The following is a 13,547-nucleotide window of genomic DNA, read 5'->3' as shown; positions in this document are numbered from 1 at the left end:
TCTTCAAAAGACCAGCCACAGCGCCGCTATCCAGAACGCGGCGCTGGCCGCGCAGACGAGAAGCAACCCGTAGGACCAGCGCTGCGGTCTTTTCGATATGCCATTGTCGATCAAAACAGTACCCCCCCGGTTTGTCTTGAAAACGGCGATGTCAGGACTTGAATGTCTGTCGGCAGTCTCTCTTCATTTTCTGGTGCTGCAGCAAACCCGGTTCGCAGCAACGCCGATGAGTTAAGTCGCACCGCGCTTAATTAGCAAGATAGCATGGATGGCAAAGCGATCTCGTTCCGACTTTGGTTAAGGCTTTCATCGTCGCCCGCACGGCCCTCGCCGTCGCTTCGACCTTGGCCCGGGCTGTGATAGTCTTGGACCTTCCGCGGAGGGATCCATGATGAAAACGCTCGTCGTCACGGCTGCTGTGCTCGGCCTTCTGGGCGCTGTCACTTCAGGATTTGCAGAGGATGCCGATCGCGGCACGGCAGCCGAAGCCAGGGCGATGCTGGACAGGGTGGTGATCGCCGTAAAGGCCGACAAGGCGAAAGCGCTCGCGTCGATCGCAACAGGCGGTGACGGCTTCCTGGACCGGGATCTCTATCCGTTCTGCTTCAACAATACAGACGGCATCATCCACCCCTACCCCAATCCAAGCTCGAAATCGCTCTTCGGCCAGGACGAACGGACGGTCAAGGATGCGGTCGGCAAGAATGTGGGCCAGGAACTCTACGACGCGGCGCAAAAGCCCGAAGGCCAGGTTTCCGAAGTCAGCTATGTCTATTTCCGGCCGAGCGACGGCTCGCCCGCGCCCAAGGTTTCATTCGTCACCAGGATCGGCGATCTCGGCTGCGGCGTCGGCTACTACGAATAGACGGCTTCCGGAATCGCAATCCGGTGCTCACGTTCGGGAGCGTCAGATGAAAAACGCCGCCCGTAGGCGGCGTTGTTGAAATCTGACAGCAGCCGGAGATTCAGAACTTCCAGGCCAGACCGAAGCGGACGTCGCTCGTGGTCAGGTCCGCCTCGGCGGCGCCGTCAATCGAATCGAGCACAAGATCGGAGCTGCCGAAGTCGGTGTACCTGTACTCGACGCGCCCGATCAGCTGGTCCGTAAACGCGTACTCGCCACCAATGCCGACGGTCCATCCCACCATTGTATCGCTGTCGTTGAAGGTGACGGGAGCAAGCACATTGCTGCTATCGACGTCAGCAAAAGCTACGCCGCCGGCGATATAGGGAAGAAGGCGGTCTAACGCATAGCCGAGGCGACCGCGCACCGCTCCAGACCAGTTCACCTCCATGTTCAAGCCGTCTCCGGGCGGAGCCGGGATGCCGCTGAAACCAAACCCTTCCCTGTCGCCTTCCGCATCTGCATAGGCGATGTCGGCCTCGATGCCCAAAACGACATTGGAGGGCATCTCGTAGTTGTATCCAACATAGACTCCGCCCAACCATCCATGGGGATCGGGATTGCCGTAGGAACCGTCGCTAAGAAATTCCATGTGACTGTCGCCCCACAGATAACCGGCTTGCAGGCCGATATAGCCGCCCGTCCAACTGAAGACAGGAGTGGAGATTACCTCGGCCGGTTCATAGACGACGGCATCGGCGGCATGAGCGACGGAGGCGGTGCATGCGAGGGCGACCACAATCAGAGTGTTTCTCATAGTTTTCTCCATACGCAGCCCCGACGAAATAACTCGTCCATTAAATCGCTGTATTCAATTAGTATCGATCGAAATATGTTTACTAGCGGACTCAAAGTTGTATTTTTGCAACAACAACAATCGACCTATTCGCCATCAGCCTTCGCCCTGGAACTCGACTGCCNACCGCATCGGCAGCGAAAGTGCCGGACGCCACACAGGACAGCGTGGCCGCAATCAAAAACTTCTTCATCTCAAATTCCCTATGCCAGTGCCTCGTGCAACATTTTCTCGTCGGTTACGCTTCACGGCGCAACCTCAATCGGTCGGCGGATTCGGCTAGTACAGACCCTCGCCCAACACGACGAAACCGCGTTGCGTGCGCGTGTTCGCCGTCTGGGGCTGGTCGCTGACCACGACCGTCATGCCATGATGCATCCGCTTCTGAATGGCGTTCCTTACAGGCGGGTCGGCCTTCACGCGCTGCAGCGTCTCGGCGTGTTCGTCGTCGGCATTGCCGTGTCCGAACCCGAACCAGTGCAGGTGGCCCTTGCCCTTGTCGTGCCCGCTGAGCACGAAGGTGCGCTCGCCGAACGGCTGGTCGGGACTCTGGATCGTCGCGCCGCCCTCGGCCACGACCTCGCCATTGTCCCAGACGGTCACCTTCCTGTCCGGCCGGCTGACCACGATGCTCGTCGAGTTCGCGTGGTCGGGATGCCCCTCGCTGGTGTTCAGCGCGACGACGTCGATCTCCTCGAACTCGTGCCGCGCATAGTCGCCGAGAACCATCCCGGGATGCACAACCGATGCCGGCTGCGAACTGGCGTCCGCTATGACGACGGTCATTCCCAGATGCGTCACGCCGAACAGCAGTTGCGAAAACTCGAGCGGCAGCCGGACGCAGCCATGCGAGGCCGGGTAGCCCGGCAGGTTGCCGGCATGCAGCGCGACGCCGGACCATGTCAGCCGGTTCATGTTGGGCATCGGCGCGTTGTTGTAGGTCGAGGAATGGTGGTGCTTGTCCTTTTCGAGGATCTTGAACACGCCGGTCGGCGTTCCGTGTCCGGGCTTGCCGGTCGAACAGGTCGAGGCGGCCACGCGGACGTCGTTGCGATAGACGTGGACAAGCTGGTCGGGGATCGAGACGATGATCAGCATCGGCCCCGATCGCGACCGCTCGGGGAACCAGTTGAACTCCCCGTTCCTGAGGTCTTCGGCGTGCTTGTTGACCAGTTGTGCTGTGCTTGCGCGCGGCAGCGCCAGCGTCGCTGCCAGGCCGCCTGAAAGGCCAAGGAACGTTCGGCGGCTGGTCGTCATGTCGGCATCCTTTCGCCGTTCCGTTTCGCCATCAGCCTTCGCCCTGGAACTCGACTGCCGTGATGTTGCCCGCCCCGTCCGCGCGGCACACCCATGGCGCTCCGTTGAGGCTGAGGAAGACCGCAGAGCCCTCCGTCGATCCGGTGGAATCCGTCACCCTGATCGAACTGGAGGAAACATTCGCCGTCTGGGCGAGCCGTTTCGTGCAGTTCTTCTCCACGTCGCCCATCGTGGCGCGCCCGGGTGCAACCGCCCCGCCGCCCCCGCCGCTGGTCTCGCAACCGGCGACCAGCAGCAGGGCCGAAATCGCAATGCCGAAATTCAGCGTCTTCATGGGCAGGCACTCCGTTGTCGCGTCGCAGATGGCACAGCCGGATATGTCTGGCATCCAACGGATGAGTCCGACTGGGATGGCATGATTGGTCGGCACTTGCTGTCCTGTCTAATGAGTTTTGCACGCGACACATGAGTTGCATTGTATAGGAGCCGATCTCTTCGCTTTTGTCGGCGTGCGCGGCCTTGCGGACAGTAGCATTGAAGTAGAGTTCTCCCGTTTTGTTCTCTGAATCGTGGTGCGGCGGCAANGGCACTCCGTTGTCGCGTCGCAGATGGCACAGCCGGATATGTCTGGCATCCAACGGATGAGTCCGACTGGGATGGCATGATCGGTCGGCACTTGCTGTCCTGTCTAATGAGTTTTGCACGCGACACATGAGTTGGATTGTATAGGAGCCGATCTCTTCGCTTTTGTCGGCGTTCGCGGCCTTGCGGACAGTAGCATTGAAGTAGATTTCTCCCGTTTTGTTCTCTGACTCGTGGTGCGGCGGCACNTCGCTTTTGTCGGCGTGCGCGGCCTTGCGGACAGTAGCATTGAAGTAGAGTTCTCCCGTTTTGTTCTCTGAATCGTGGTGCGGCGGCAAGACTTCGCTATCGCCTCTTGGCTGTGTTCGTCCTATGAATCGAACAGCACAGCGGGAAACTTCGAATGGCACTCGACGGCAAACGCCCGAAGCTCAGGACCCTCGAAGCGTTCGAAGCGGTGTCTCGCCATCTTTCGATCTCCAAGGCGGCGGAAGAGCTCGGCGTCACCCAGAGCGCGATCAGCCATCAACTGAAGCAGCTGCGCGAAGAACTGGGGGAATCGCTGGTTCACCGGTCGGGCCGCGGCGTCGCCCTGACCGAGATGGGCAAGCGCCTCGCCGGGCGAATTCAGGAAGCGTTCGGGCAGATCGATCGATCGGTCGCCGACGTCCTGGGGTCGGGCCACAGGCGCATCCGCATCGCCATCTGCAGCAGCTTCGCACCGGGCTGGCTGATCGGGCGGCTGGCGAATTTCTACGCCGCCAACCCCGACATCGACCTGCACCTTCAGATGTACGCCAAGGACCCGGAACTGACGGATGTTGTTGGCGACGCCTTCGTCACGACGCTGCCCGACCAGCAGCTGGGATATTTCGCGCTCAAGATCATGGATGAGCAGCTGGTCGCCATCTATGCGACGTCAAAGGCAAACGCGCTGCGCAGCCTGCCGCTGATCACCACCGACCTGGAGCCCGGACGCATCGGAGCCGACTGGAAAGCCTTCCGCCGGCTGGCCGACGTTCCGGACTTCGACACGGATGGCCGATGGCTGTTTGCGTCTCACTACGTCATGGCGTTCAACATGGTCGAGGCGGGGCTCGGCATCGCCCTGGTGCCCGACTTCCTGGCCAGGGAAGCTCTGGCGTCCGGACGGGTGAAGATGCTTTCGCCGGTCGCCCTGCCGACCAACGAGGACTACTATCTCTGCGTGAAGAGCAGCCGTCGTGACGAGCCGCCGCTGCGCGCGCTGGTCAACTGGTTTCGCGGCCAGATCAACGGCAGTGCAGCGCATGGCAAATGAGCGATCCGTCGTGGGCAAGACGTCCGAGGGCGACAATCAAGTTCGGGTACGCAGCAAGTCATGGCGCCGGCGCTGACCTTGTGCTGACGACGTCGCGGTGGCCGCAAGGTTCCTGCCCAGCGGGTCAGTCGTGCCTGATCACCAGGGTGCGCACGGCGGAGAATTCCTTCAGCGCGTCAAAACCCTTTTCGCGGCCGTGGCCCGACTTCTTCATGCCGCCGAACGGCAGTTCGATGCCGCCGCCGGCGCCGTAGCAGTTCACGAAGACCTGGCCGACCTGCATCTTGCGGCCGACCCGCAGCGCCCGTCCGCCGTCCTGCGTCCAGATGCCGGCGACCAGTCCGTAGGGGGTGCCGTTGGCGAGCCTTATCGCATCGGCTTCGTCCTCGAAGGGAAGCACCGCCATGACCGGGCCGAACACCTCTTCGCTTGCCAGCCTGTTGCCGCGCGGCACCGGGCCGTAGAGGCGCGGCCTGACGAAGAAGCCGCCCGCAGGCAGGCCATCTGCCATCTGCCCTTCGGCAATCAGCGGAATGCCGTCCGCGTCGGCGCCGCCGCAATAGCCGGTCACGCGGTCGCGCTGTTTCGCGCTGACCAAGGGACCCAGGTCGAGGTCCATCTCCGGCGTGCCGACGCGAACCTGCGCGAACCGCTCGGCGACGCGCCCGACGACGCGGTCGTAGGCCGAGCGTTCGACCAGCAGCCGCGAGCCGGCCGAGCAGGTCTGTCCGGCATGCTGGACGATGGCGTTGACGAGGACCGGCAGCGCCGCCTCGATATCGGCGTCGGCGAAGACGATCTGGGCCGACTTGCCGCCGAGTTCCAGCGTGCAGCCGATATGGTTGCGCGCCGCGGCGGTCTGGATCTGCACGCCGGTCTCGTTGCTGCCGATAAAGGAGATGAAGTCGATGCCCGGATGGCCGCTCAGCGCCGCGCCGGCCTCGTGCCCGTAGCCCGTCACCATGTTGATGGCGCCCTCGGGAAATCCGTTCTCGACCATAAGCTCGGCCATGCGCAGCGGCGTCTGGCAGGCGTCTTCCGCCGGTTTCATGACGACCGCGTTGCCCATGGCGAGCGCCGGCCCGACCGAGCGCGGGAACATCTGCGCCGGATAGTTCCAGGGAATGATATGCGCCGTCACGCCGTGCGGAACGCGTTCTGTGGTCGCGAAATGCCCGTTGAGGAACGGGATCGTGTCGCCATGCGCCTTGTCGGCGGCGCCGCCGTAGAACTCGAAATAGCGCGCCGCCGCGACGATGTCGTTGCGCGCCTGCCTGATCGGCTTGCCGGTGTCCTGCGCCTCCAGAGCGGCGAGTTCCTCGGCGTGGTCGGCGACCACGATCGCCATCTTCAGGAGAAGCCGGCCGCGCTCGGCCGCGTTCAGCCGGCTCCATGCACCGCTCTCGACCGCCTGCCGCGCGGCCTTGACGGCCGCGTCGACATCGGCGTCGACCGCCGCTGCTATCTGCGTGAAGGGTCGGCCGGTAGCGGGCGCCAGCACGTCGATCGTTCGCCCGCTTTCCGATGTCCGCCACCGGTTGTCGATCAGAATGCCGGTCCTGGCCATGAAATTCCCCTTGCGTGGAACCTGCCTACTACAAACGCGCCCAGGGATGGAAATAGAGAGATGAGAGACGACCATCAATCTTCTGCATGATCGTGCATTCGCACCAAGTTTCAATTCGGCGCCTGTGCGGGCTCGGCCGAGCATCGCGGGTGCGTGTCAATCGGGTGGGAACGATGACGAGCGCGAAACGGGTATGTGAGGACGGGGGCGCGCTGACGGACGACGAGAACTGTCTCGTCTCGAACTGAGATGCGCTTTCGAAGCAAGCATGATTGTCGTGGTGGCGGTGAAGCGATACGGATCAAAAGGAAAGGCCCGCCGCTGCTGAGTCTGATTGCGGCGGGCCTCTACCAGCCCCGTTGCCAAAATACCGGACCACCCTAGGCAACCCCTACACCGACCACGCTGCAAGCCTCGTGCCAGCGCCATTTGTCTCCAAATGGGACATGCCAAAAGCTGCGATGGCCGCCGGTTTGGAAAAAGGCTGGGTTTCGATCCAGATGCCTCCAACTGACGCGACGCCGCATTGCCGCAAGCTTGCGTCGCCGTTCTTGGCCTGCCGCCTCAGCCGCAACGCGTTGGGAATGGCCACCACCTGCGAAAACAACACGGCTGACAGTTTGCGACGATGTAGCGCCGCGCTGCCCTGTTCAGGACGAGGTTGCCGATAGCAACCGAAGGGGCCATCGAAGACTGGCAGAATGGAGCCAGCTACGGCTGGCTTGTCGAGCATTATGGTAGAAGCTATTCGACCGTCGCGAAGACAATACGCCTCGCCCAGGGGCGGGGAGTAAAGCGTATTGCAGACCTGCGCAGCCGCCGGCGTGGCGGGCGCGAACCATTGGTCGACCAGAAGCCGCTCAGTTACGGTCATCATTCGATCGGCATCCGGCTAAACAAAAATCGTGAGATTGATAGGCACTATACGATGCAGGAGATGGCCGATCGTCTGCCTGTGAACCGCCTGACGATCAGGAAGGTTGCAAAGAATTGCATCCGAGACCGGCGCAAACTTGGAGCAGTTGCTGGTGCCGCTTTCCTAGCAGTCCGGTTACACAAGCCCCGCGACCTCTACTTACGACGTCGCGTTTTCGTGCGGCCTATAAACCGGCCGCACGAGTCGCGTAGAGTGTCTCGGCCTGGCGCCTCGCGAAGCAGGGGCGCACCCAAGTTGCCAATCGGTCTTGTCGACTTGACGGCGAGAGGTTTAACGTGCTGCTAGGTGCCAGTTCAATACCTGTCAACTCGAGCTGGTTATCTTTGTGATGCCTCGATACTGACATTGGCAAATATTGTGAGGGCGCTCTCCTGGGTCCGCAACCCCAACCAGACTTCAGGTCGAATGATCGTCGTGCGACACTCAATTCGCTGATAGATACCTCGCGGGAGCTTCCCCGGCGCTGGCTGTTCCTTGATGGCAAAGGGTCTCTTCCGCTTCCCGAACCGATCTACTTCGAGCAATCTAAGCCCTTCATTGATCTCACCATGGACGGCTTGGTCCTAGGGATCCTCTATTGGGCAATGCGGAACCGCATTCACTTAGACGTTGCTGGCCCGATGAGTCGGGAGTCGCTCGCAAACATCCTCGAACTTCAAACCGCCATCCATAGCATTCATGGCCCTCTGTACCTGCCTATCGACGTGGTCCCGCAGATGGTGGTCGATCCCGTCGAACCGCTGCAATCAGCAGCGCTGTCGCTCTTTTCAGGCGGGGTCGATAGCATCTTCACACTCCTGCGCCATACATCAGAAAGCGCACTTCCGGTAAGGTCGGTGCTGCTTATTCATCATCAGGAATTGGATAGGGGCGAAGACTACGTTGACAGGCTAATCAATCGGACGAAGCCTCTGCTTGAGGAGGTCGGCGTGGATACGCTGGTCCAGACGACCAATCTGCGCCACGCGACTTCTACCACAGTCATGCCGGGTATGGGCCAGCGATACTTCGAATGTTTCGGCGCCCAACTGTCTGCCTCGCTGCACCAGTATGCCGGACATTACGGACACGGACTTACCGGAAGCAATGAACCCTACACGAAGCTCGTCATGGAGGTGGGATCCACTCCGGCCACGGACTGGTTGCTGTCATCGTCGACGATGAGGATCGTCCACGATGGCGCGGCGTTCACGCGGACCGAAAAAGTCGCTGCCATCGCCCGGCATCCGACGGCCCGCAAAGTCGTCCATGTTTGCCTGGATCATCCGTTCCTCAATTGCGGCAGGTGCATGAAATGCGTCAGGACTCGGATGAACTTCCTAGCCGTCGGCATTGATGAGCCAGAGTGTTTTGATGGCTCTTTCGATCTTGCGCTCATCGATCAGTTGAAGATTAAGAAGGTCACAACTTATCTGGAACTGGTGTCGATTTTGGAGTCCGCGAGGAAAAACGGCACGACCGGCGCGTGGTCCAGACGGCTCGCAAGCAGGTTGCGCTGGCAGGGTCGCGGTTCTATCGCATCCAATGTCCGCAAAGGCATAGCGCTGGCGAGCCAGGCGGTAGCAAACCGGCGGGCACCTAAAGGAGATCCTGTCGTGGAAACGCCGGCGACTCGATCGCGCGCGAATACCTTCAATTCTTAAGAACCGCCGCTGAATTGGCTCGCGATGCTTGTTGTGCCTTGACGCATTGCAGCCATTTCGTGGCGATCGATAGCGGGCCGATTGCATTGGGCGCTTCACGGCCCGTACTTTTGGAACCAGCTATTTTAGAAACAGTTGGTCGTACAAAATACAACCACTGATCGTGTGCGCTTCCCCAGGCCCGGCTTTCTCCTGGCGTGAAGTTGCAGATATTAGAGATATCTGAATCACACTTTCGAGCACACCCACGCATGGGTTGTACCGCAACCCAAGGTTAGTTCAACGATTTCAGAAGGTAAATGGTGAGCGCGCTGGGGCTCGAACCCAGGACCTACTGATTAAAAGTCAGTTGCTCTACCAGCTGAGCTACGCGCTCCCGGGGCGGCGCGGCGCCCCCCGAAATTGCGGCGGAACATAGGGAGAGCGCCGCACAGGGTCAACCGGAAAAAACAAACCCTTCGGGGCCTTTTGGAAGGCGTTGCTGCGACGGTTCGTTCGCGGTTCGGCGGGGCGCTTCCCAGCGTCACCCGGTTGCAATACGGTCGGATGAGCACGCATCATTTTTCGGAACAATCGCCCGCATACGCCGTTTTCCCGCCACAAGGGACACAGATACCGAGACCAAATCGAGGAATCGTCATGAAGAAGTTTCTATCATCGCTGTGCGCAGCGACGCTGGCCGCATCCTTCGGCCTGTCGGCTGCGGTCCCGGCAACGGCCGCGCCTGGCTATGTGCCCAAGGCGCAGACGGCCGAGCGTTCCGACGTCATCGCCGTCAAGGAACCCTGGAAGAAGCGGCGCTACGGCAAGTGGGACGGGCGTCGCCACAACGACTTCCGCCGCAGGGGCGACTATGTCTGGTACAACGGCCACCGCGGCTACCGCGAATGGCGCCGGGGCTACCGCTACCATGACGGCTTCTGGTTCCCTGCGGGCGCGTTCATCGCTGGCGCCATCATCGGCGGCGCGATCGCCAACAACAACAACTACGTCTACCAGGGCGGCGGCAGCGCGCACGAGCACTGGTGCTACGACCACTACCGGTCCTACCGGGCCTGGGACAACACGTTCCAGCCGTACAACGGCCCGCGCAGGCAGTGCTACTCGCCCTACAACTGACCGATCGATTTGCAGCCACCGAGGCCCGCGCCGAAAGGCGCGGGCCTTTTCACGTCAAGCCGTCAGCGTCCGCCGCACGGCGTCGCGCCAGCCCTTCAGCTTGGCGGCGCGTGTCGCTTCGTCCATCTTCGGTTTGAAGCGGCGCTCCAGCGCCCAGCTTTTGGCAAATTGCGCCATCGTCGGCCAGACGCCGGCCCGCGAGCCGGCAAGCCACGCCGCCCCCAGCGCCGTCGTCTCGAGGATCTCGGGACGATCGACCGGCGCGTCGAGGATGTCGGCCAGCCGCTGCATCGTCCAGTCGGACGCCACCATGCCGCCATCCACACGCAGAACGGTTCCGGCCGCCGCCCCTTTCCAGTCCTTCTTCATCGCATCCAGGAGATCGCGCGTCTGGTAGGCGACCGCCTCGAGGGCGGCGCGCGCGAATTCGGCCGGGCCTGAATTGCGCGTCAGGCCGAAAATCGCGCCGCGCGCATGCGCGTCCCAATGCGGCGCGCCGAGGCCGACGAAGGCCGGCACGAGGTAGACGTTCTGGGTCTCGTCGGCCTGCGCCGCCAGCTCGCCGCTGCGCGCCGCCTTGTCGATCATCCTGGCCCCATCGCGCAGCCACTGCACGGCGGCTCCGGCGATGAAGATCGAGCCTTCCAGTGCATAGGTGGTCTTGCCGTCGAGCCTGTAGGCTATGGTGGTCAGCAGCCTGTTCCTGGAGCGCACGATGTCTGCGCCGGTGTTCAGCAGGGCGAAGCAGCCGGTGCCGTAGGTCGACTTCATCATGCCCGGCTTGAAGCAGGCCTGGCCGATGGTGGCGGCGTGCTGGTCGCCGGCGACACCCAGGATCGGGATCGAGGCGCCGAGGATCGCCTTGTCGGTGACGCCGAAATCGTCGGCGCAGTCCTTGACCTCGGGCATCAGCGCGGCGGGGATGCCCAGGATCTTGAGCAGTTCCGCGTCCCACGCGTTCTTTTCGATGTTGTAGACGAGTGTGCGCGATGCATTGGTCGCATCGGTTGCATGGACCCTGCCGCCGGTGAGGCGCCAGATCAGGAACGAATCGATGGTGCCGGCGAGCAGTTCGCCGGCTGCGGCGCGCTTCCTCGCGCCCTTCACGCGATCGAGCAGCCAGGCGATCTTGGTGCCGGAAAAATAGGGGTCGAGCAGCAGCCCGGTCTTGCGCGAAAATGTCTTCTCCAGCCCTGCCTTCTTCAGGCGGGCGCAGAGCGGCGCGGTGCGCCTGTCCTGCCAGACGATCGCCCGGTGGATCGGCTTGCCGGTCGTCTTGTCCCAGAGCACCACGGTCTCGCGCTGGTTGGTGATACCGATCGCGGCGATGTCGCTCGCCTTCACCCTGGCCTTTCTCAGCGCCTGACGCGCCGACCACACCACGCTGTCCCAGATCTCCTCGGGGTCGTGCTCGACCCATCCGGAGGCCGGATAGTGCTGCGTGAACTCCTTCTGGCCGATCCCGGCGACCTTCATGTTCCCGTCGAAGACGATGGCGCGCGACGACGTCGTGCCCTGGTCGATGGCGAGAATGTAGCCGGTCATATCGTCTCCTCCGGGTCGTTTGCGATGCAAAGAAGGGAGGCGGCAAAGGCCGCCTCCCCGCTTTCCTGTTCGGCCCCGGCCTGCGCCCGGGCCGGATGGTTTACTGCCAGCTCTTGACCAGTTCGTCGTAGTTGATGGTCAGCGGCTTTTCCTTCTCGTTCTCGATCTTCAGCTGCGGCGCAAGGTTGCCCTTCGAGACGGCGTCCTTGTTCCAGTACTCGAGATCGTGCTCTTCGGCGAGCTTCGGGCCGATGTCGCCCTGCACGCCCGCGCGCTCGAGGCGCTCGAGGACCTTCTCCTGCTCGGCGCACAGCGAGTTCATGGCCTCCTGAGCCGTCTTGGCGCCCGACGACGCATCGCCGATCGCCTGCCACCAGAGCTGAGCCAGCTTCGGGTAGTCAGGAATGTTCGTTCCGGTCGGCGACCACTGGACGCGGGCCGGCGAGCGGTAGAACTCGATCAGGCCGCCGAGCTTCGGCGCGCGATCGGTGAAGGACTGATGCCGGATCGAGGATTCGCGGATGAGCGTCAGGCCGACATGGCTCTTCTTCACGTCCACGGTCTTCGACGTCACGAACTGCGCATAGAGCCAGGCGGCCTTGGCGCGGTCTTCCGGCGTCGACTTCAGGATCGTCCAGGAGCCGACGTCCTGGTAGCCGAGCTTCATGCCGTCCTTCCAGTAGACGCCATGCGGCGACGGAGCGAAGCGCCACTTCGGCGTGCCGTCCTCGTTGACGACGGGCAGGCCCGGCTTCACGAAATCGGCGGTGAACGCCGTATAGGTGAACATCTGCTGGGCAACCTCGCCCTGCGAGGGGACCGGACCGGATTCCGAGAAGGTCATGCCCTGCGCGGCGGCAGGCGCATAGGCCTTCAGCCACTCCAGGTACTTCTCGATAGCATAGACCGATGCAGGACCGTTGGTGTCGCCGCCACGGGCGACGCAGGAGCCGACCGGCCGCGAGTTCTCGTCGACCTTGATGCCCCATTCGTCGACCGGAAGGCCGTTCGGGATGCCCTTGTCGCCATTGCCGGCCATGGAGAGCCAGGCATCGGTGAAGCGCCAGCCGAGCGACGGGTCCTTCTTGCCGTAGTCCATGTGGCCATAGACCTTCTTGCCGTCGATCTCGCGGCCGGTGAAGAACTGGGCGATGTCCTCATAGGCCGACCAGTTGACCGGCACGCCGAGGTCGTAGCCGTACTTCGCCTTGAAGTCCGCCTTGTTCTTCTCGTCGTTGAACCAGTCGTAGCGGAACCAGTAGAGGTTCGCGAACTGCTGGTCGGGAAGCTGGTAGAGCTTGCCGTCCGGGGCAGTGGTGAACGACGTGCCGATGAAGTCGTCGAGATCGAGGTTCGGATTGGTGACGTCCTTGCCTTCGTTCGCCATCCAGTCGGTCAGGCTGCGCGCCTGCTGGTAGCGCCAGTGCGTGCCGATCAGGTCGGAGTCGTTGACATAGGCGTCGTAGATGTTCTCGCCCGACTGCATCTGGGTCTGCAGCTTTTCGATGACATCGCCTTCGCCGATCAGGTCATGCGTGATCTTGATGCCGGTGATGTCGGTGAACGCCTTGGCGAGCGTCTTGGACTCGTATTCATGTGTGGTGATCGTCTCGGAGACGACCTTGATGTCCATGCCGGCGAAGGGCTTCGCCGCGTCGATGAACCACTGCATTTCGGCTTCCTGGGCGGCGCGGTCGAGCGTCGACAGGTCGCCGATCTCCGCGTCGAGGAAGGCCTTGGCCTCGTCCATTCCGGCGTAGGCCTGCCCGGCCGCAAGCAGCAGGACAAGGGCAGTTGACGATGTTAACAGATGCCGTCGCATTTCGTTTCCTCCACTAAGGTTGCAAGTGCGATCGGAGCGGTCGCCGGCACGCGGCCGCTCCAACAGTTTCCCCCT

11 protein-coding genes and 1 tRNA gene are annotated in these 13,547 nt (G+C 62.2%); 4 read left to right on the top strand and 8 right to left on the bottom strand.

Features of this window, described 5'->3' with window-relative positions; all coding sequences use genetic code 11:
* Positions 1 to 388: 388 nt before the first annotated feature.
* Positions 389 to 865, top strand: coding sequence for a cache domain-containing protein (locus ABUE31_RS20460; RefSeq protein ID WP_367725586.1), 477 nt, complete (start codon positions 389 to 391; stop codon positions 863 to 865).
* A gap of 100 nt (positions 866 to 965) precedes the next feature.
* On the opposite strand, the gene ABUE31_RS20455 is transcribed toward ABUE31_RS20460, so the two are convergent.
* From ABUE31_RS20455 to ABUE31_RS20445, 3 genes are all read right to left on the bottom strand, one after another.
* The gene (locus ABUE31_RS20455; protein ID WP_367725585.1) at positions 966 to 1,661 is read right to left on the bottom strand and encodes an outer membrane protein; all 696 of its coding nucleotides are present in this window, start codon (positions 1,659 to 1,661) and stop codon (positions 966 to 968) included.
* Positions 1,662 to 1,979: 318 nt separating this feature from the next.
* Entirely contained in the window at positions 1,980 to 2,957 is a 978-nt protein-coding gene (locus ABUE31_RS20450) for a L,D-transpeptidase (protein WP_367725584.1), read from the bottom strand.
* Between the two features lie 31 nt (positions 2,958 to 2,988).
* The gene (locus tag ABUE31_RS20445) at positions 2,989 to 3,291 is read right to left on the bottom strand and encodes a hypothetical protein (protein WP_367725583.1); all 303 of its coding nucleotides are present in this window, start codon (positions 3,289 to 3,291) and stop codon (positions 2,989 to 2,991) included.
* A 651-nt stretch (positions 3,292 to 3,942) separates the two neighbouring features.
* Between ABUE31_RS20445 and ABUE31_RS20440 the strand changes: the two genes are divergently transcribed.
* Entirely contained in the window at positions 3,943 to 4,839 is an 897-nt protein-coding gene (locus ABUE31_RS20440; RefSeq protein ID WP_367725582.1) for a LysR family transcriptional regulator, read from the top strand.
* A 124-nt stretch (positions 4,840 to 4,963) separates the two neighbouring features.
* Here the strand turns inward: ABUE31_RS20440 and ABUE31_RS20435 are convergent, their stop codons facing one another.
* Together ABUE31_RS20435 and ABUE31_RS20430 are read right to left on the bottom strand one after the other, a co-directional pair.
* A complete protein-coding gene (locus ABUE31_RS20435) occupies positions 4,964 to 6,406 on the bottom strand; it encodes an aldehyde dehydrogenase family protein (protein ID WP_367725581.1) in 1,443 nt (480 codons plus the stop codon).
* A gap of 391 nt (positions 6,407 to 6,797) precedes the next feature.
* Positions 6,798 to 7,283: a hypothetical protein gene (locus ABUE31_RS20430; RefSeq protein WP_367725580.1), complete on the bottom strand. Its 486-nt coding sequence runs from the start codon at positions 7,281 to 7,283 to the stop codon at positions 6,798 to 6,800.
* Between the two features lie 608 nt (positions 7,284 to 7,891).
* Here ABUE31_RS20430 and ABUE31_RS20425 point away from each other — a divergent pair.
* Positions 7,892 to 8,986, top strand: a complete 1,095-nt coding sequence (locus tag ABUE31_RS20425) for a hypothetical protein (protein ID WP_367725579.1) — start codon at positions 7,892 to 7,894, stop codon at positions 8,984 to 8,986.
* Positions 8,987 to 9,286: 300 nt separating this feature from the next.
* Here the strand turns inward: ABUE31_RS20425 and ABUE31_RS20420 are convergent.
* A tRNA-Lys gene (locus ABUE31_RS20420) sits at positions 9,287 to 9,362 on the bottom strand.
* Positions 9,363 to 9,625: 263 nt separating this feature from the next.
* On the opposite strand from ABUE31_RS20420, the gene ABUE31_RS20415 reads away from it, so the two are divergent.
* Positions 9,626 to 10,105, top strand: coding sequence for a BA14K family protein (locus tag ABUE31_RS20415; protein ID WP_367725578.1), 480 nt, complete (start codon positions 9,626 to 9,628; stop codon positions 10,103 to 10,105).
* Between the two features lie 54 nt (positions 10,106 to 10,159).
* On the opposite strand, the gene glpK is transcribed toward ABUE31_RS20415, so the two are convergent.
* Together glpK and ABUE31_RS20405 are read right to left on the bottom strand one after the other, a co-directional pair.
* Positions 10,160 to 11,650, bottom strand: a complete 1,491-nt coding sequence (glpK, locus tag ABUE31_RS20410; protein ID WP_367725577.1) for a glycerol kinase GlpK — start codon at positions 11,648 to 11,650, stop codon at positions 10,160 to 10,162.
* Positions 11,651 to 11,750: 100 nt separating this feature from the next.
* The gene (locus ABUE31_RS20405) at positions 11,751 to 13,472 is read right to left on the bottom strand and encodes an ABC transporter substrate-binding protein (protein WP_367725576.1); all 1,722 of its coding nucleotides are present in this window, start codon (positions 13,470 to 13,472) and stop codon (positions 11,751 to 11,753) included.
* Positions 13,473 to 13,547 lie beyond the last annotated feature (75 nt).

The sequence above is a fragment of the Mesorhizobium marinum genome, assembly GCF_040813675.1.
Taxonomy (GTDB): domain Bacteria; phylum Pseudomonadota; class Alphaproteobacteria; order Rhizobiales; family Rhizobiaceae; genus Mesorhizobium_K; species Mesorhizobium_K marinum.
The sequence above is the reverse complement of the archived record's forward strand: the minus strand, read 5'-3'. Positions and strand labels throughout refer to the sequence as shown.

What these genes read in the sequence shown, in the direction of transcription:
- glpK (WP_367725577.1), bottom strand. Translation starts at nt 11,650, where the DNA reads ATGACCGGCTACATTCTCGCCATCGACCAGGGCACGACGTCGTCGCGC.
- ABUE31_RS20425 (WP_367725579.1), top strand. Translation starts at nt 7,892, where the DNA reads ATGGACGGCTTGGTCCTAGGGATCCTCTATTGGGCAATGCGGAACCGC.
- ABUE31_RS20445 (WP_367725583.1), bottom strand. Translation starts at nt 3,291, where the DNA reads ATGAAGACGCTGAATTTCGGCATTGCGATTTCGGCCCTGCTGCTGGTC.
- ABUE31_RS20440 (WP_367725582.1), top strand. Translation starts at nt 3,943, where the DNA reads ATGGCACTCGACGGCAAACGCCCGAAGCTCAGGACCCTCGAAGCGTTC.
- ABUE31_RS20455 (WP_367725585.1), bottom strand. Translation starts at nt 1,661, where the DNA reads ATGAGAAACACTCTGATTGTGGTCGCCCTCGCATGCACCGCCTCCGTC.
- ABUE31_RS20435 (WP_367725581.1), bottom strand. Translation starts at nt 6,406, where the DNA reads ATGGCCAGGACCGGCATTCTGATCGACAACCGGTGGCGGACATCGGAA.
- ABUE31_RS20430 (WP_367725580.1), bottom strand. Translation starts at nt 7,283, where the DNA reads ATGATGACCGTAACTGAGCGGCTTCTGGTCGACCAATGGTTCGCGCCC.
- ABUE31_RS20405 (WP_367725576.1), bottom strand. Translation starts at nt 13,472, where the DNA reads ATGCGACGGCATCTGTTAACATCGTCAACTGCCCTTGTCCTGCTGCTT.
- ABUE31_RS20415 (WP_367725578.1), top strand. Translation starts at nt 9,626, where the DNA reads ATGAAGAAGTTTCTATCATCGCTGTGCGCAGCGACGCTGGCCGCATCC.
- ABUE31_RS20460 (WP_367725586.1), top strand. Translation starts at nt 389, where the DNA reads ATGATGAAAACGCTCGTCGTCACGGCTGCTGTGCTCGGCCTTCTGGGC.
- ABUE31_RS20450 (WP_367725584.1), bottom strand. Translation starts at nt 2,957, where the DNA reads ATGACGACCAGCCGCCGAACGTTCCTTGGCCTTTCAGGCGGCCTGGCA.